Below are 17154 nucleotides of genomic sequence, written 5' to 3'. Positions count from 1 at the left end.
CCCGAGCAATAATCGAAAAAGCTCGAGATATGCACCATGATATAACTCGTCCTGATTCAACATTCTCTATACCGGGTATTGGAGATTAACCAATTCACTAAAGGGAGTGGTTCAAATGACAACCAATCAACGAAATCTTGAAATTGAAGAACGCCATGTAGAGAAGAAATCTGACTCAAGCTTGGTTGCTTCTACATTCATTAAATATGCTGCCTACGTTATCATCTTCTTCGGAGCATTGTACTTCTTAGTACGCTACGTGTTCCCGATGTTTTAATCGTAAAATGAAATTGAAGAGACAGCTTGCTTTTGAAAATAGGACGGAGCAAAGTACGATAACTGCTCCGTCCTATTTCTATTTTAACTATGCGCAACAATAGTTATCTTATATGCGCTAATTATCCATATGGGCATTTGGCGGGTTGCTCTTAACTTTAGGTCTATTTTTTAGTCTTATTTTTGTAGATGGGCCTGGTTTGGGAAAATTAAATCTAGATTTTGGATCTATTTTCGATGAAATGGCCGACATAAGGTCAATCGGTGGGATGCTCGCTATGTTAAGTCTATTTTCTAGACTTATTTGTTCGAAAGGGGCTGGTTTGCCGAAAAATAAATCTAGATTTTAGATCTATTTATTTTCGATAGAATCGCATTCAAACGGTCGAATAAAGCTGCTTCGTTCAACGGAGAACATTCTCCTCAACTAATATAAATATACCGTCTTTCATAGCGTTAAGATGAGCTGAGCGTTCACTTTCAAACTACATCGTAGTCGGAGATTATGGTAAAATGCGGATAAGGGAATTTTGTTTTTATTGAAGGAGTGTTTCATAATTGGGGCGGATAATCGATCAATATATACGTAATGCTGAGGAGAGAGCTCGAGCTGAGAAAATAGAGGCACTCGCAGCGCGTTTTGCCGAAAGAGCGGCAGAACACGACCGGGAAGGCTCCTTTCCGCATGAAAACTTTGCAGAACTCCGCGAAGCCGGTTACTTAAAGCTTACGGTTCCGAGCGAATTTGGGGGCGATGAGGCATCGCTTCACGAATTAGTAGCGCTCCAGGAGCGATTAGCTTACGGTGACGGTTCGACAGCACTCGCTGTCGGCTGGCACATCGGACAAGTGCTGCATCTTAGAACGACCCGCAAATGGCCGGATCGGTTGTTCAGCGAGCTATGCCAAGCGATCGTTGCCGATGGCGCTATGATCAATACCTTCGCCAGTGAAGCGGCCTCTGGAAGCCCAAGTCGCGGCGGCAAGCCCGAAACCACTGCCATTCGACAGGATGGCGGCTGGCTCATTACAGGACGCAAAACGTTCAGCACCTTATCTCCGATTCTCGATCGTTTTGTCGTAACGGCTTATATCCCAGAAGAAGAAACGACCGCAGACTTTCTGATATACAAAAACGAGCGGGTCACCATTATCGAAACCTGGGATACGATTGGGATGCGAGGTACCGGCAGCCATGATGTCGTATTAAACGGCGTCTTCGCTTCCGATGACTCCCGTCTCTCCGGAAAAGGAGCGGACGATGGCGGCGGCTGGCTCCTCCATATCCCTGCTTGCTATGTAGGCATTGCAATGGCTGCACGTGATTTCGCCATTAACTTTGCTAAGACGTACCGTCCCAACCACCTTCAAGGCCCAATAGCAGAGCTTCCCATGGTTCAGCAGTCAATCGGACAAATGGAAGCCGAGCTCCGAACGGCCCGCAGTCTACTGTACGCGGCGGCCGACCGTTGGGATCAAGAGGTCGATAACCGGCCATTCTTGAAGCCGGAGCTTGGGCTAGCCAAATATGTTGCCGTGAATAATGCGATTAAAGTGGTGGATATTGCGATGCGTATTGTAGGCGGGGCGAGCTTATCCAAAACATTGCCGCTGGAGCGGTATTACCGCGATGTTCGAGCGGGTCTACACAACCCGCCCATGGACAATACGGTGCTGCATACACTCGCAGCGGATGCTTTGAACGAAACGAAGTGAACCTTTAAAGCGCGCGAGGCGGTTGAAACAAATCATGATGAATGACAAGCGAATGAAATTGACTTCCAGCTAGAAAATACTCATGCGAGCCAAGCCTTGCCAACGCGTCGCGATCCGGCTTCCACACCCACTCGTCGATTTCGGTTTGACAGCGGTGCGCGCGGAAAGCAGCAAGTTTTGCTTCCAAATGATGACGAACATCGATTTTGACCACTTCCTGCTTCGTGTAGCCATATCGCTCGGGGCTCTCCATGGCATCGCCAAAGCTGATGAAATAGAGAGCTCCCTGCTGGCGCGTGCGATGAAACGCCTCGTTCGTTGCTTTGCCGATCGCACAGTGGTCAGGATGCCCGCCAAATCTTTCATGAAAGGTAAGAACCACATCGGGCTTAATCTCATCCATGAGAACAGCTATTTTATTAATTAAGCTCTCCGAATCATAAAATTCGACCAGCTTGTCACGAATATCAAAAAAAATAAGTCGCTTGATGCCTAACGCTTCACAGGCTTTTCGAAGCTCTTGCTCGCGTATGGCCGGCATAGACTCTCTGTTCACATAAGGAGGATTGCCCATCCGGCGACCCATTTCACCCCGCGTGGCGCTTACGAGCGTGATTTCTACCCCCAGGCTTGCGTACTTTGCCAGCGTCCCGCCGCAAATAAACGATTCGTCATCCGGGTGCGCAAACACAGCCAACAGTTTTCGCTTTGTCTTCACAGCTTCACCATTCATTCCGGAAACGGCTCCTTCCCTAGCTGCAGCGCTACGTTCATCCTGCCTCTATCATCAAAACCAGCAAGCAGCAGCTTCCCATCCGAAGCCACTTCAAAATGGGTAAGCCCTTCCATACGCAGCCAGCCAAGCCCGTCAAAGCGCAGAGCAACCCGATAGGGACCATCTCCAGCCGTAAAGGCGTCGGTCAGATTAACCTTGAAATTTCGGACAAAAACGAAGGAGGTCGCTTCACTATGCACGAAGATCTCCTGCGCGAGAAAAGCTTGAAATGCCGCGTCCAGCGCTATTTTATTTATTTTATCCATCGTCGCTTCATCCCAATTCTGTAATTTAACTGCAGCCTAAGAGCGGCTTACGAAAAACGGCAGTTCTTCGATTCCGAGCAAGCGAAGATATGTAAACAATTGGCCTTTATGATGAATCTCATGATCCTTGCCGTTTTCGAGAAGAGCGATTCCAGGCATCTTCAATCCTTTAAATTCAACAATGCCCTCTAATTGTTCATCGGAGAGCCCTTCAAGCACAGCTTTCGTCGCCTCTGTATCGGCATGTACGATGGCTTTCAGCTCCTCAATCGACTCAAAAGGCTTTGGTGCTGCAGGAGGCGTGAACTCCCCGTTCTTCACTGTATTCGCAAACATACTCATCGCTCCATTGATATGGAGAACAAGCCCGGACAACGACATCGCTTTTTCCCAAGGCTTGTATTGTAGATGCTCATCACGAACGGTATCCAGTAATGCAAGCAGCACTTTTCGATGGTTGTACCATCCCGTAATAAAATCATTTTGTTTCGCCATAGTTTTGCAGCTCTCCTTTTTCGTTCAAAAGTAAATTAACGTTAAAAATAATAGCAGTCAACTTTATCATTATACAAGATTTACCCTGCAACATACATTTTTTCTGTCTCTGCTGTAAAATACAGCTTCTTTCCTATTTCTTTCGATAACTTCCTCGTCGAGCACTATTATTAACCAGTTTTGATCAATGAATGCAATACGCGTGATAGTCATTTGAATACTGCTGGCTTTTGTACAAGCAAAAAAACCTCAGCTCCAATGCGTCTGACTCCATTTTCGAGTCGCATGGAACTGAGGTTTTCCTTTTTGTTTCATATCCTTCATTCGCTCTGTTAAAGATCCGCCAATACCTGATACCAGACACCCTTCTTTGAATAAAGGTTAGCTCTGACCTCAGACCAGCCGCCCAGATACGAAATATCAAATAGCTGCTCCGGCACGGTGTAACGATCCTTCGTATCGGCAGCAACCCTCTCGTCAACCGCGCGGAAGCCATGCTCGACAAACAAACGCTGCGCTTCTTCGCTATGTAGATAGGCGATAAAAGCTTCAGCTACTTTGCGGGTGCCATGCTTATCCGCATTTTTATCAACTATCGCAGCCGGGTTCTCGATAAGAATCGTGCTCTTAGGAACGACAATGTCGTAATCGACGCCCTTCTTAATTCGTGCCAGCAGCTCATTCTCATAAGTCACAATGACATCGCCTACGCCATATTCGAAAGCAGCCATCGATGCGCGTCCGCTCTTGTCGAGCGACTCTACGTTAGCGTGAACCGATTTTAGAAAGCTTTTCGCATACTCCGTATCCTTCTTGCCGTTCTTCTCCTCCGACTGCTTTAGTCCAGCGCCATAAATAGCGTTGATATCCCACTGCGCACCGCCGGATGTCTTCGGATTCGGATAGAGCACCTTAACGCCCTCGCGCGTCAAATCATTCCAGTCCTTAATCCCTAACGGATTGCCGGTCCTTGTTCCTAATACGACGATGGAGTTCGTAATCATTCCGCTATTGCTCTGGGCTTTCCAGTCATGCGTGATAAAGCCGGCGTCGGCTATTTTGTCGAGGTCGCCTTCCATCGCTAAAATCGCGACATCCGCCTCGAAGCCTCCTGCTATAGCGCGTGCTTGCGTGCCTGAAGCCTCGTATGATTCCTGAAAAGCTACCTTCTGCCCCGTCTCCCTCAGCCAATAGGCTTGGAATGCAGGCAGCAGCTCAGCGAACGCATCCTTCACCACCGAATATGCACCGATTACAAGTGTTACATCGCCGTCTTGTACGGTAGACCCAGCTCCATGTTCGCCCGTCTGCCCAGCCTTGCCGCAGCCTGCCGCAACGAGCAGCATAACCGCAGCAAGCAGCAGCACCAACATGCGCTGACTTGTTGCTCGATTGATTTTCATGTTCGCATACAACTCTTTCTACATCGCGTATTGGTTAAATATGAATAGGCATCGGATCGACCTTCAATTTATTTTCCGCAATCCAGCTCTCGTTGTCATTGAACAAGTAGGCACGGTGCACAAGCACGCTTACTTGATCGCCTGGATGCAGCACTTCCTTCTCAAGCGAACGGTAGGTGATCAGCTTCGTATCTCCAACGAGCAGCTCCACCATCCACTCGCTGCCGCGGAAATGCAAATGCTTCACTTTGCCAGGAAGCGTAGCGCTAGCCAGTTTTATTTCTCCCGGCTTGCCGATCTCGATATATTCTGGACGAATAAGTGCTTTGGTGCCAGGACGGCTAGCCGCATCCTCAAAACCTTTGAGCTGCGCAATATTGTCTACAATCGTGGATTCGCCAATAAAGCTCGCGACAAAAGGCGTTTCCGGATTTTTATAAATGTCCCATGGGCTGCCCTTTTGCTCTAGCTTGCCCTTGCTTATTATCATAATTTCATCTGCAACTTCGATCGCTTCCTCTTGGTCATGCGTAACGAAGATGGATGTAATGCCTACGCGCTCGATCATTTCCTTCAGCCAAGTCCGAAGCTCTGTACGGATCTTCGCATCGATCGCAGCGAACGGCTCATCGAGAAGCAGCAGCTGCGGCTCTGGCGCTAGCGCTCTGGCGAAAGCAACGCGCTGGCGTTGTCCGCCGGACAGCTGATGCGCATAACGATGCTCAAACCCTTTAAGGCCGGTAAGCTCGACCAAGTACATGACTCGCTCGCGGATTTGCTCCTTCGATTGCTTCTTCACTTTGAGGCCAAAAGCAATGTTGTCATATACGGTCATATGCTTGAACAACGCATAGTTTTGAAACACGAAGCCTATTCCGCGCTCCTGAGGGGGCAGGTCGTTTACCCGCTTCCCGTGGAAAATAATATCGCCCGAGGAAGGGGACTCAAGTCCCGCCAGCATACGAAGTATGGACGTTTTACCGCCGCCGCTCGGTCCAAGCAAGCCGATCAAATGACCTTTTTCGATTTCAAAGCTGACATCCTTCACGGCATGAAAATCGCCAAAGTTCTTGTTTAAGTTCCGTACTTCTATATGCATGGCCTAATGCACTTCCTTTCGTTTTTTCGCCCATTCCATAAGCAGCAGCAGCCCGACGGAAAATGCCGCAAGAACTAGTGCAACGCCATTGGCGGCAACCACGTTGAAATTTTCGACATCCTGATAAACGAGCGTTGTCGCGGTTTGCGTTTTATTCATAATATTGCCGGACACAACGAGAACCGCGCCGAATTCGCCGAGAGACCGCGCTACCGTCAGCACTACGCCATAGATAACGCCCCAACGGATCGAAGGCCACGTCACCTTCCAGAACGTATACCAGGAGTAGGCGCCAAGCGTTGACGCCGCTTCCTCCTGCTGCGCTCCAATTTCCTGAAGCACCGGCATCACCTCGCGCACCATAAGCGGAAACGTCACGAACAAGGTCGCTAGAATCATCCCAGGCAGCGCATATACGATTTTAAAGCCCGCGTCCTCGAACATGGTGCCGATAACTGTATTCGGGCCAAGAATTAGAACGATCATCAAGCCGCCGATAACCGGCGATACCGCGAACGGCAAATCAACCAAGCTGTTGAGCAACCGCTTCATCCGCCGCCCGATCCATTCGGCGCGAACGAGATACATGGCAAGCATAATGCCGAATACCGTATTCAAAGCTGTTACAACTACGACAATAATTCCCGTCATCATAAGCGCATGCAGCGACTGAGGTCTTGTAATCCCCTCTATGAAACCGCTCCAGCCATCTGCCCATGAGCCTGTAAAAATTTTAACCAGCGGCGCGATGAGCAATAAACCAAACACAATATAAGTTAGCGTAATCCACAATCTTCTCATCATTGGCCGCTCCTCCTGCCTTGAATGAGGTTAACCGTCCATAGGATGAGGAACGATAGCGTGAGCAGCAGCACCGATACGGCGGCCGCTCCCTGCGGATTACTGCTTTCAATTTCTCCGAAAATATAAACCGATGCGATTAATGTTTTGCCCGGAATGTTGCCGGCTACGAGCACGACTGCGCCGAATTCCGCAATTCCGCGTGAGAAGGCCAGCATGGCGCCGCTCAAAATTCCTGGCAGCATCGTAGGCAAAATAACGCTAAAAAACGTCTTCGAGCGTGTAGCGCCCAGCGTATAAGCCGCTTCCTCTTCCGATTTGTCCATTTCCTCCAGCAGCGGCTGAATAGCGCGAATGACGAAAGGAAACGTAACGAACAGCATCGCTACGATAATCGCTGGCTCGTGGAATACGATCTCGATACCGATCTTCTCTGCCAAGCCTCCTACTAGACTGTTAGGTCCAAGCAGCAGCAAAATCATAAGGCCGCCAACCGCCGTAGGCAGTGCAAAAGGCAAGTCAACCAGACTGTTGAGCAAGCGTCGTCCGGGAAAGCGATAGCGAATGAGCACCCAGCCGATCATCGTACCAAGGAACATGTTGAGAACTGTTGCGATCACTGCCAACTTCACTGTTAGCAGCACGGCTTTCCAAGCTAATGGATCAGAAATGCTTTCCCAGAAAGGGGTCCATCCAAGTGAGAATGATTGCGTGTAAATGCCGAAGATAGGTAGAACGATAAGGATGACAAAATAAAGTAATATGGCGCTTCGAAAGCCGAAGCTCCAACCTTTCCCGCGAAACATAGCATTCACTGTGACTTAACCTCCAGACCGTCGGCTCGTGCCGTAGGTGTAGCAAACAAGTAATAACATAATTCCTATTAAGTTACTAGGTATTAATAATGTAGCATCCAAACTGGGATTAAGTCAATCATAAATTTAGAAAATCTGATGGGTTTCATAGCCTTTTCTTATGACCGATTCTTTGCAAACATTCCAAGTGAATAAAAAAAGAGGAGATCGGCCTATACCGATACTCCTCATCATCTTATTCGCCTTCAATATAATACTCATTTTCGCCTTCTGTAATGACCGCTTGTCCTTGTGTCAGATCGGTTATCCAAGCGATAAACGCTTCTGCCTCAGGCGCTTCCGGCAGGCAGCGCACGATGACGCGATCGGTGAAATCCGTCCCGCCTATCCGAGTACCCTTGCCGTGCAGCTCATTCTCCAGCTTGCCGTACCATGTATAGTCCACATCAACGAACACTTCGCGATGAAGCACATTTACGATTTCATCTGCCGCCTCGATGCCGGCAACCGCGCCGTCCGTGTATGCTCTGACAAGCCCGCCTGCACCAAGCATAATGCCGCCAAAATACCGCGTCACGACGACGGCGACATTTTTCAGCCCCTTATGCTTGATGACCTCGAGAATCGGTTTGCCCGCCGTGCCGCTTGGCTCGCCGTCATCGGAGGCCTTCTGGAACTGGTCCCGCTCTCCTACCATATAAGCCGAGCAGTTATGGGTCGCCTGCTTGTGCAGCTGCTTGATCTCGTTGATGAAAGCAACAGCTTCCTCTTCCGATTCCACAGGTTTCGCATAGCCGATGAAACGGGACTTCTTGATGACGATTTCGGCGCTGGCCTGCAGCCTGACCGTCTTATACCTCTCAAGCATAGGCTAAAACTCCCGTATTCCGATCAAGCCGGTTGATTACAGCCTAGCTTCCAGCTCGGCTTTTTCCTTCTCGAAGCCCGGCTTGCCGAGCAATGCGAACATGTTCTTTTTGTAAGCTTCAACGCCCGGTTGGTCGAATGGATTAACGCCAAGCAGGTAACCGCTGATTCCGCATGCTTTTTCGAAGAAATAAACAAGATAACCGAATGTGTAAGGCGTCATGTCGGCAATATTGACGATCAGGTTCGGAACTTGTCCGTCCGTATGCGCAAGAAGCGTGCCTTCGAACGCTTTCTTGTTGACGAAGTCCATCGTCTTGCCAGTTAGGAAGTTCAAGCCGTCAAGATCCGCTGCGTCATGCTCGATTGTGATGTGCTCAGCCACTTCATTCACTTGAATAACCGTTTCGAAAATGTTCCGGTTACCCTCTTGGATAAATTGTCCCATCGAGTGCAAATCTGTCGAGAAATCTACCGCTGCCGGGAAAATACCTTTATAGTCCTTGCCTTCGCTTTCGCCGAAGAGCTGTTTCCACCACTCGGATACGAAATGAAGCGAAGGCTCGTAGTTTACGAGAATTTCAGTAGCTTTGCCTTTGCGGTACAGCGCGTTGCGTGCTGCTGCATATTGGTAAGCCTCGTTCTCAGCAAGATTAGGGTTGCTGTACTCCTTGGATGCATCCGCTGCGCCCTGCATAATGGATTCGATATTGATGCCTGCAGCTGCGATTGGCAACAAGCCTACCGCTGTAAGAACGGAGTAGCGTCCGCCCACATCGTCAGGAATGATAAACGATTCGTAGCCTTCTTCAGAAGAAAGCTTTTTAAGCGCGCCCTTCTCGCTGTCCGTTGTCGCGTAAATGCGTTTTCGAGCTTCCTCTTTGCCGTATTTCTTCTCAAGCGCTGCGCGGAATACGCGGAATGCGATGGCAGGCTCAGTCGTTGTGCCGGATTTGGAGATGACGTTGATCGACCAGTCGCGGCCTTCAACCAATTGCAGAAGGTGAGTCACATAAGTCGAGCTGATGTTGTTGCCGGCGAACAAAACCTGCGGTGTTTTGCGCTGTTCTTTTGGCAAAATATTATAAAACGAGTGGGACAGCGCTTCGATTGCCGCGCGAGCTCCTAGATAGGAACCGCCGATACCGATTACGATCAGCACCTCGGAATCCGATTTAATTTTCTCAGCTGCCTTCTGAATGCGAGCGAACTCTTCTTTATCATAGTTAGTCGGTAGGTCGATCCAGCCCAAATAGTCAGAGCCAGCTCCCGTTCCGTTATGTAATTGGTCATGCGCGAGGCGAACGGATTCCGCCAAGTAATCAATTTCATGCTTGCCGACAAAAGCCAGCGCTTTGCTGTAATCGAACTGAACTGTTTTGCTCATTTAAATGTAAACCTCCTAAAAAATTCTCAGTATTTAACCCTGATAATGCTTTTCAACTTAGCATCTACAATATCGGATTTACCTTATAAAAACAAGCAACAAACAATGAATTATTGATGAAAAATCTGTATACTTAAATAAAAAACGATTCAGAGCGGAGGAAATTTTCATGAAAAAGATCGGTTTTATCGGGTTAGGTGTGATGGGTCTCGGAATGGCAGCAAATTTATTGCGTAAAGGCTTTGAGGTCGCGGTATACAACCGCACGCCAGGCAAGGCTGACTCCCTTATCGCCCTTGGCGCAAAAGAATTGGACAGCCCCTCTGCCGTAGCGCAAGCCTCGGAAGTTGTGATTACAATGATTAGCAACGATTCGGCAATCCGCGAGGTTTATTGGGGAGAGAACGGCATCTTTGCCGGAGCACGCAGCGGCCATACGCTTATTGACAGCAGCACAATCTCGCCGACTTTGGCGAAGGAACTCGCCGCGGCAGCGGAGGCTCTAGGCGCCTCGTTCCTCGACGCTCCGGTGACAGGCAGCAAGCCGGCAGCAGAAGGCGGTACGCTTGTATTCATGGTAGGTGGTTCTAAAGACACGCTTAACGGCGTCGAAGATGTTTTGTTAGCGATGGGGCGCAAGGTCATTCCAATGGGCGCTAACGGCAGCGGCTCAGTGGCAAAGCTTGCACATAATACGATCGTTGGCATCAATGTTGTCGCATTGGCCGAAGGCATGGCAATTGCCGCAAGCGGCGGCATTGACGGCGCTTCGTTCCTCGAGCTCGTCCAATCGGGCGGCGCAGCAAGCAAAGCAGCGGAGCTCAAGGGCGCCAAGCTGCTGGAAGGCAATTACGACGTGCAATTCTCGCTTGAGCTGATGCTGAAGGACTTGAAGCTGAGCTCCGTCCTATCGGACGGCTTGAAGGTGCCAACGCCATTGCTCGAAGCAGCGAAGAGCCAATTCCAGATCGGAGGCACCATGGGACTTGGCGAGCTCGATATGTGCAGCGTAGCTCAAGCCTATGAGCAATGGATCGGCCGCAAGCTTGGCGATAAAGCTTAAGCTTTCGTTGAGGAATCCTATTTAATACAAGTAATCATCACATAAATAAAGAGTTGCCTTGATTGCAAATGCATCTGCAATCGGGGCAACTCTTTGTATGATTAGGACAATCAGCATTACAAGTTGGCTATTTTCACCTATTTATTTGGCTACCTCCTGCTTCTCAATGACATCGTCCTTCGTCTCCGCAACAAGCTCCTTAGCGGACGACTTGAACTCATGCAGCGTTCGTCCTACCGCTCTGCCCAGCTCCGGCAGCTTGGAAGGCCCAAATATGATCAATACCACTACAAGAATCATAATAAGTCCCGGCAAACCAATACTTTGCAGCATCAACCATCATCTCCGTTTCTTCATTATATAGGACTAAGCTACTGCAATTAATTTTGGTTGTGAGAGATCGGATAAGCGGCAACTGCCTCGATCTCGATCAGCCAATCCTTGTTGACCAAGCCAGCGACGCCTACTGTTGAGCGTGCCACTTTGGTAGGGTTCTCCTTCGTATTGAAGAACTTCGCATAGGCATTGAACCAGCCTTGATAATCGAATTCGCCCTTCTTCGCTTCGTCAGCAGTCACGTATACCCTGAGATAAATAACATCCTTCATGCTAAGCCCTTGCTCCTTAAGCTGCTTTTCGATGTTCAAAAGGATACCTTCCCCTTGCTTCTCCGTGTCTCCGTAACGCTCATACACCGTCTTGCCATCCTTGTTCAGAAGCGGCGGAACCGTACCGCTCGTCGAAAACGTCGCTGCTCCGGCAGGCAAAGCCACCGCGCTGGCAATAGACGAGCTTGGGCTTCCGTAAAATTCAGGCTCGTTCACCGGCGTTAACGGCAATTTATTAGGCATTAATGCGCTTGCATAGGCGGATGCACCTAGGAAGCATGACAATATGGCTGCTCCGACTGCAATTTTTACATTGCGCTTCAACTTAATCTCCATGTTTAGCATTCCTCCTAAAGTTTCATGAACCGACATGAATCAGCTTGCTACTCTTTCATAACGCGCTGATGAATATCGGTAACGACTGCGCGGGCAGACTCGATGCCCCCTGCCATCCATGCCGTAATATAGCTCATGTGCTCACCCGCAAGATAGACTCTGCGGTCCGGCTTGCACAGCGTCGGATAAACGGTCGTACGCTGGTCGCCCGTGTAAGATACCCAGCCGCCCAGATTGTACTTGATTCGCTTCCAGTCTATAGAGAATGAAGCCTCGAACTCTTTATGATATTGCGGATGTATTTTCGCGCCCTGCTGCAGCGCATGCGCTTCCCGCTGATTATACGACATCTCGCCTAGCTTATCCGCGCTACCGCCGAACGCGTAATAGCCGAGCAGCAGCCCTTTCTTCTGCATGTACCCCGTCGGCGGGTAATAGATTGATGAGATATCCATGTTGGTCAGCGTATTGCCGCCGTAGATTTGCTCATCCTCTTCCCAGAATCGGCGCTTGAATTGCAAGCCGATCTTGCCTGCTGACGCGTAGCTTATGCTATCAATAGCCTTTTTCATCTCCGGAGAGAAGTCTGCTTTGACTGATTTCAGCACGGATAGAGGAATCGTGCATATGCAATATTCGCCTTCGATCTTACGCTCCTCACCTGAAGCAAGATCTTTATAAAGGACGGTTACGCCACTGCCGCTTTGCTTGATCTCAATGACCTCGGAGTGGAACTTAATTTTACCTTTTAGCCTTTTCTCGAAAGCATTAGAGATCGCGTCCATGCCGCCCACCGGATGGAACATCATCATTTGCTGATCATAGCCGTATTCGCTGCTGAAATAATTGCCGAAGCCTGAATTCAAAATAGCCTTCATGCTGAACGGATCCCGAATGACGCCGGCATCAAGCCTTGCGCCGGGCTCGTCCTTGTAGCCGCCGCGCGAGGAAGCCTTGTAGAACAAATCGGCATCCAAGCCGCCTTCCGAGCGCAGGTAGGCAACCAGCTTTTCCTTCTCCTCGGCAGTAATCGGCAAATCGAGCGCATTCTGGTTAACCGCTTTTGCCATCAATTCGTTCACGTATCCCCGAACATCCGCTTTCGCTTCGCGCTTTCTAATTTTTTTGCCGGACAGCTCGCCTACTTCCTCGTTATAGTAATAAGCGTGATCATTCACATTGTTGAATGGTTCAATTGGAATGCCGAACTTCCGGATATACTCCATCGTGACATGGAACTGCGGAATGCGCATAGGGCCACCATTCAAATATAAGCCGTCCGCGAATCGCGCCACTTGCTTGGATGCCCCTATTTCAGCTACCGTCGTGCCGCGCCGTACAGACCAGATGCGTCCTCCCGAACGGGCGCGCGCCTCCAGAATCGTACAATCGTAGCCGGCTTGACTAAGCTCGTATGCGGCAGTCATCCCCGCGATGCCGGCGCCCAATATAATAATCTTTTTGCCGCCCTTCTTGCTCATCGACAGTTCGTTCCCGTCTGGCGGCTCGAAGTCCGCTGCCTTCAGCGTCTCCGGAGACAGCAGTCCAAGCGTACCCATTACGCTGAATACGGCTGCCCCCCCTCCTAGCTTCCCCACTGTGCTCAGAAATTGCCGCCTGGACATCTCACGAGGCGTTTTTGTCGACTCCATTCCGCTCACTCCATTCGTCGGCTTTGTAAGTATCACAACGAAAAGATATCACGGACTGCAGAATCGGCTCTATGTTATGTAAGAAAAACTAACATAGATTTTCTTTATCTCTTTTGACTTATCCATAAACAGACTATTTATAGTCACTTTTTCCTGCATGAAACGGGATTTTTTATTAGTTTAAAGTTACTCTTAGTCCATCAAGACCATTGTTTTCTATCATTCAGCCTGCTAAAATCTCCATCAAGATCATCCTCATGTTATGAAAATTCACTTTAACCTATCATTTGCATGCAAGAAAGCACTCACCCATTTTTAATCGTTCTAGGAGGCGAAGCAATGAATAATAAAGTGATTAGAATTGGTGCCGTTTGTGAATTAACCGGTTTAACCGAGAGGCAGATTCGTTATTACGAGGAGAAGCAGCTCATATTCCCTGACAGGACGCGGGGCGGCGCAAGGACATTCTCTTTCGAGGATGTAGATATTCTTAAAGAGATTCAATCGAAGCTTCAAGATGGCTTCCACACGTTCGAGCTTCGCAAGGCGTACGCTCGCCACCATGTGCGTTCCTAATAACAGGAAAGGGAGTGCATCTTAATGAGCAATCGAACCATTATGCCGTTATTGGAGCATATATTCGAGCTTCGCAAGCTGCTGATTTCGATTTTCGCCGTATTCGCCGTATTCACTGGCGCCGGTCTAGCCGTATCGCCGATTATACTCGACTATATTAAAAGCACGCCGCCGGCCTCGACGCTCGAATGGAATGTTTTTTCCCCCTTCGACGGAATCCGCATGTACATGAACATTGCCCTTGCATTCGCCGTTACCTCCTCATTGCCCGTCACGCTTTATCTGATCTGGGGTTTCGTTAAGAAGGGACTGCACCAGCATGAGCGAAGCGCCACGCTCAGATACATCCCTTACAGCGTGTTATGCCTGCTGCTTGGGCTAAGCTTTGGGTATTATGTCGTACTGCCAATGAGCTTCTCCTTCATCACGGATGTATCCGATAAGCTCAATCTGGTTGAAACCTATGGCATTACCCAATACTTCAGCTTCATGATTAACATTGTGCTGCCAATCGCCTTTGCTTTCGAGCTTCCGATTATCGTCATGTTTCTGACCAAAATCGGCTTACTTACACCCGAGCGCCTTAAGAAATCGCGTCGCTACGCTTACCTTATTCTCGTTATCGTCGCGAACGTAATCTCACCGCCGGACTTTGTTTCCGCCTTTATCATCTTAATACCGCTTGTCGTGCTCTATGAGATCAGCGTCTTCCTCTCGCGGAGCGTACACCGCAAGAGGCAAGAGCTTATAGAAGGCGCAAGCGCAGCTGTTTAACGTCTATAAAAACAATGAAGGCCGCCGGGATGATCCAGGCGGCCTTCATTGTTTTCTCAATAATAAGGAGAAATCATCAGATACACGACAACGCCCGTAAAGCTCACGTACAGCCAGATCGGCATTGTCCATCTTGCGATTTTGCGATGCTTGTCCACCTTCATTTGCAAGCCGCGAACAGCAGACAGCAAGGCAAGCGGCACGACCACAATCGCGAGCAGAATATGCGTGAGCAGAATGAAGAAATAAATGGAGCGCAGCGCGCCTTCTCCGCCGTATTTCGTTGATTCCGTCAAATAATGATAAGTAACGTAGGAAACAAGAAACAGCGTCGTTGATGTAAAAGCAGCCCCGATGAATGTTCGATGAAGACGTACATTTTTTTTCAAAATCGCAAACAGCGCTACAACCAGCGCGATAAAGGTGAAGCAGTTGAATATCGCATTAAGCAGCGGCAGTATCGTAACGTCAAAGCCGATCTCCCCGTCATATGCCGGCAAGAAGAACAAAATCGTGATGATCGCCACTAGGACTAGTGACAAGATCGCCACCAGAGGTCCAACGTTTTTTTCCTTCAAGTACATAACCTCCTAAGTAAACGCCAAAGCACAAAGCATGCGCGCCTTTTTCTCTCTTAACCTTATCCGATTTGCATAGTCCAAATCAATTTGATTTGCCCTATAGATGTCACGAAAAATCGAATTTCGCACCATATTGCTCCAAACGAAAACCGCCGCAGACAAGCCCTCATCAAGGCTTTCCTGCGGCGGCATCTATTTTTAGAGCCACTTCCTAATAGACCTTCAACACCTCGAACCGCTGCGGGTCGCGCCCGTTGCGCGGGTCATGCTCCGCCTCATCCGTAATATGGACGAATGCGGCTGCTCGATTTCCGCCCTCTCCTAAGCCTGCGCTCAGTACCTTGCCGGTCGCGCGGCTTCGAATGCGCACCTTCCCCTCGGCATCCGCATCCTCAAGTATCCATTCTACGGAGTATCGCGTCTCCTCTTCTTGCACAAGCCGCAATTGCGCTTCGCTTTGAGGTTCACCAGTTGGTGATAAAGGTACAGCTAGGCAGCGTCCATCTTCCTTGCTTCTTAACCGAACATAGCCGTCTTCACGACATGGCTCCACGATCCATTTCTGTTCCTCAGACAAGTAAGCCAGCACATTGCCGATCACTCCGGCATCCTCGCCTTTCGGTTGCATGACTGCCAAGTACCGCTCGCTTCCGCAGCTTTTGATGCGGTGCAAGCCGCTCTCCCGCACCTCCGGCTGAATCAAGCCTGTATGGAGGTCTATTGTGATGCGGTCTGCCCACTCCACCTTCACTTCGTTATCGGATGGAAAGCTAAGCGGCAAAAACACATAGGAGGAATGATGGTAGCTTGAAGGGTCCCAGCGGTCGCCCGCATACAGATATTCCGTCTTGCCTCCTTGCGATTGGATCGGCACAATAAAAGCCGGCTGCGTATCGTAGGTCGTGGAATCGCCAAACGGCAGCAGCTGCGACCATCTGCCTGTTAAGCTGTCGGAATAAGCATAGGCACCCTGATTGGGCAGCCAGCCCGTGCATGCCGACGTAACAAGGAAATATACGCCGCTGCGTTTCATTACCGCTGGCGCTTCCCGATATTGCCCGGGCCAAAGCGTCTTAACGAGCTCATCGATGCTTAAATAATCATCCGATAGGCGATAGACGAGCAGATCGGCATTATCTCTTGCTGCTGATATAAAATATGCGGTTCCATCGTCATCCTGGAAAACGGTGCAATCCCTCGACATATGTCCGATCGGGTTAAAGCTGCCATGGTAGACGTACTCGCCATCGATCGTGTCGCATGTCGCTACCGCGCAGCGGGCATCGTTATAGTTGCGGCCATTTTCCCAATGCATCCACATCACATACTTGCCTGTTCGTTCATTGTAAAGCACCTTCGGACGCTCGATAACGGCTCCTTGTCCATAGCCTATGTCAGATGTCTCCGGCGGATAAAGCTCTAGCGAGGTTCGGTAATAGACCGGCCGGACCTTGGAATCAAGCGTCAGCACTGCGCCTCTGTTCTCCCAGTGGCATAAGTCGCTTGAGCGATAGCAGGATACCTTTCTGCCCTCTGTCCGGTCCTCTCCGAACCAGTAAAAGTAACCATCCTGCTGCAGCATCCAGCCGCCGTGTGCCCTTACGGGTTCTCCATTCGTATCCTTCCATGCCGCTCCGTTATGAATCGTTGCCTCGTTCCCCATC

General features: G+C 49.5%; 19 protein-coding genes. 5 read left to right on the top strand and 14 right to left on the bottom strand.

Features of this window, described 5'->3' with window-relative positions; genetic code table 11:
• Positions 1-115 precede the first annotated feature (115 nt).
• Together HI950_RS20640 and HI950_RS20635 are read left to right on the top strand one after the other, a co-directional pair.
• Positions 116-277, top strand: a complete 162-nt coding sequence (locus HI950_RS20640; protein ID WP_169086443.1) for a hypothetical protein — start codon at positions 116-118, stop codon at positions 275-277.
• A gap of 557 nt (positions 278-834) precedes the next feature.
• Positions 835-1992: an acyl-CoA dehydrogenase family protein gene (locus tag HI950_RS20635; protein WP_169086445.1), complete on the top strand. Its 1158-nt coding sequence runs from the start codon at positions 835-837 to the stop codon at positions 1990-1992.
• Between the two features lie 4 nt (positions 1993-1996).
• Here the strand turns inward: HI950_RS20635 and HI950_RS20630 are convergent, their stop codons facing one another.
• The 9 genes from HI950_RS20630 to HI950_RS20590 form a co-directional block, all read right to left on the bottom strand.
• Positions 1997-2725, bottom strand: a complete 729-nt coding sequence (locus HI950_RS20630; RefSeq protein WP_169086447.1) for a PIG-L family deacetylase — start codon at positions 2723-2725, stop codon at positions 1997-1999.
• Positions 2722-3033, bottom strand: coding sequence for a DUF1806 family protein (locus tag HI950_RS20625; RefSeq protein WP_169086449.1), 312 nt, complete (start codon positions 3031-3033; stop codon positions 2722-2724). Before HI950_RS20625 ends, HI950_RS20630 begins: the two co-directional genes overlap by 4 nt.
• A gap of 36 nt (positions 3034-3069) precedes the next feature.
• Positions 3070-3528, bottom strand: a complete 459-nt coding sequence (locus tag HI950_RS20620) for a DinB family protein (protein WP_169086452.1) — start codon at positions 3526-3528, stop codon at positions 3070-3072.
• Positions 3529-3860: 332 nt separating this feature from the next.
• Positions 3861-4931, bottom strand: coding sequence for a sulfate ABC transporter substrate-binding protein (locus HI950_RS20615; protein WP_169086454.1), 1071 nt, complete (start codon positions 4929-4931; stop codon positions 3861-3863).
• A 34-nt stretch (positions 4932-4965) separates the two neighbouring features.
• Entirely contained in the window at positions 4966-6030 is a 1065-nt protein-coding gene (locus HI950_RS20610) for a sulfate/molybdate ABC transporter ATP-binding protein (protein ID WP_169086456.1), read from the bottom strand.
• A 3-nt stretch (positions 6031-6033) separates the two neighbouring features.
• Positions 6034-6831: a sulfate ABC transporter permease gene (locus HI950_RS20605; protein ID WP_169086641.1), complete on the bottom strand. Its 798-nt coding sequence runs from the start codon at positions 6829-6831 to the stop codon at positions 6034-6036.
• Positions 6831-7637 (bottom strand): sulfate ABC transporter permease subunit CysT, encoded by an 807-nt coding sequence (gene cysT / locus HI950_RS20600; RefSeq protein WP_169086643.1) that lies wholly within the window; start codon positions 7635-7637, stop codon positions 6831-6833. The genes HI950_RS20605 and cysT overlap by 1 nt, the downstream gene beginning before the upstream one ends.
• 244 nt (positions 7638-7881) lie before the next feature.
• Positions 7882-8514 (bottom strand): YigZ family protein, encoded by a 633-nt coding sequence (locus tag HI950_RS20595; RefSeq protein WP_169086458.1) that lies wholly within the window; start codon positions 8512-8514, stop codon positions 7882-7884.
• Positions 8515-8550: 36 nt separating this feature from the next.
• Positions 8551-9900, bottom strand: coding sequence for a glucose-6-phosphate isomerase (locus HI950_RS20590; protein ID WP_169086460.1), 1350 nt, complete (start codon positions 9898-9900; stop codon positions 8551-8553).
• Positions 9901-10012: 112 nt separating this feature from the next.
• On the opposite strand from HI950_RS20590, the gene HI950_RS20585 reads away from it, so the two are divergent.
• Complete coding sequence (locus HI950_RS20585) at positions 10013-10963, top strand: NAD(P)-dependent oxidoreductase (protein ID WP_317618420.1); 951 nt, start codon at positions 10013-10015, stop codon at positions 10961-10963.
• 141 nt (positions 10964-11104) lie between these two features.
• On the opposite strand, the gene HI950_RS20580 is transcribed toward HI950_RS20585, so the two are convergent.
• From HI950_RS20580 to HI950_RS20570, 3 genes are read right to left on the bottom strand one after another with little or no spacing between them, the layout of a single operon-like run.
• Positions 11105-11296 (bottom strand): twin-arginine translocase TatA/TatE family subunit, encoded by a 192-nt coding sequence (locus tag HI950_RS20580; protein WP_114383389.1) that lies wholly within the window; start codon positions 11294-11296, stop codon positions 11105-11107.
• A gap of 47 nt (positions 11297-11343) precedes the next feature.
• A complete protein-coding gene (locus HI950_RS20575) occupies positions 11344-11907 on the bottom strand; it encodes a RidA family protein (protein ID WP_169086464.1) in 564 nt (187 codons plus the stop codon).
• Positions 11908-11954: 47 nt separating this feature from the next.
• Positions 11955-13559 (bottom strand): flavin monoamine oxidase family protein, encoded by a 1605-nt coding sequence (locus HI950_RS20570; RefSeq protein ID WP_169086466.1) that lies wholly within the window; start codon positions 13557-13559, stop codon positions 11955-11957.
• 339 nt (positions 13560-13898) lie between these two features.
• On the opposite strand from HI950_RS20570, the gene HI950_RS20565 reads away from it, so the two are divergent.
• Positions 13899-14135 carry a MerR family transcriptional regulator gene (locus HI950_RS20565; protein WP_169086468.1) on the top strand — a complete coding sequence of 79 codons (237 nt, stop codon included), beginning with the start codon at positions 13899-13901 and terminating at the stop codon, positions 14133-14135.
• 24 nt (positions 14136-14159) lie between these two features.
• Positions 14160-14909, top strand: coding sequence for a twin-arginine translocase subunit TatC (gene tatC / locus HI950_RS20560; RefSeq protein ID WP_169086470.1), 750 nt, complete (start codon positions 14160-14162; stop codon positions 14907-14909).
• A 56-nt stretch (positions 14910-14965) separates the two neighbouring features.
• On the opposite strand, the gene HI950_RS20555 is transcribed toward tatC, so the two are convergent.
• Both HI950_RS20555 and HI950_RS20550 read right to left on the bottom strand, forming a co-directional pair.
• Positions 14966-15493: a DUF420 domain-containing protein gene (locus HI950_RS20555; RefSeq protein ID WP_169086472.1), complete on the bottom strand. Its 528-nt coding sequence runs from the start codon at positions 15491-15493 to the stop codon at positions 14966-14968.
• A gap of 208 nt (positions 15494-15701) precedes the next feature.
• Positions 15702-17153: a family 43 glycosylhydrolase gene (locus HI950_RS20550; protein ID WP_169086474.1), complete on the bottom strand. Its 1452-nt coding sequence runs from the start codon at positions 17151-17153 to the stop codon at positions 15702-15704.
• Position 17154 lies beyond the last annotated feature (1 nt).

Source organism: Paenibacillus sp. PL91 (genome assembly GCF_012935325.2).
Taxonomy (GTDB): Bacteria; Bacillota; Bacilli; order Paenibacillales; family Paenibacillaceae; genus Pristimantibacillus.
This window is presented reverse-complemented; position numbering and strand designations above follow the sequence as displayed.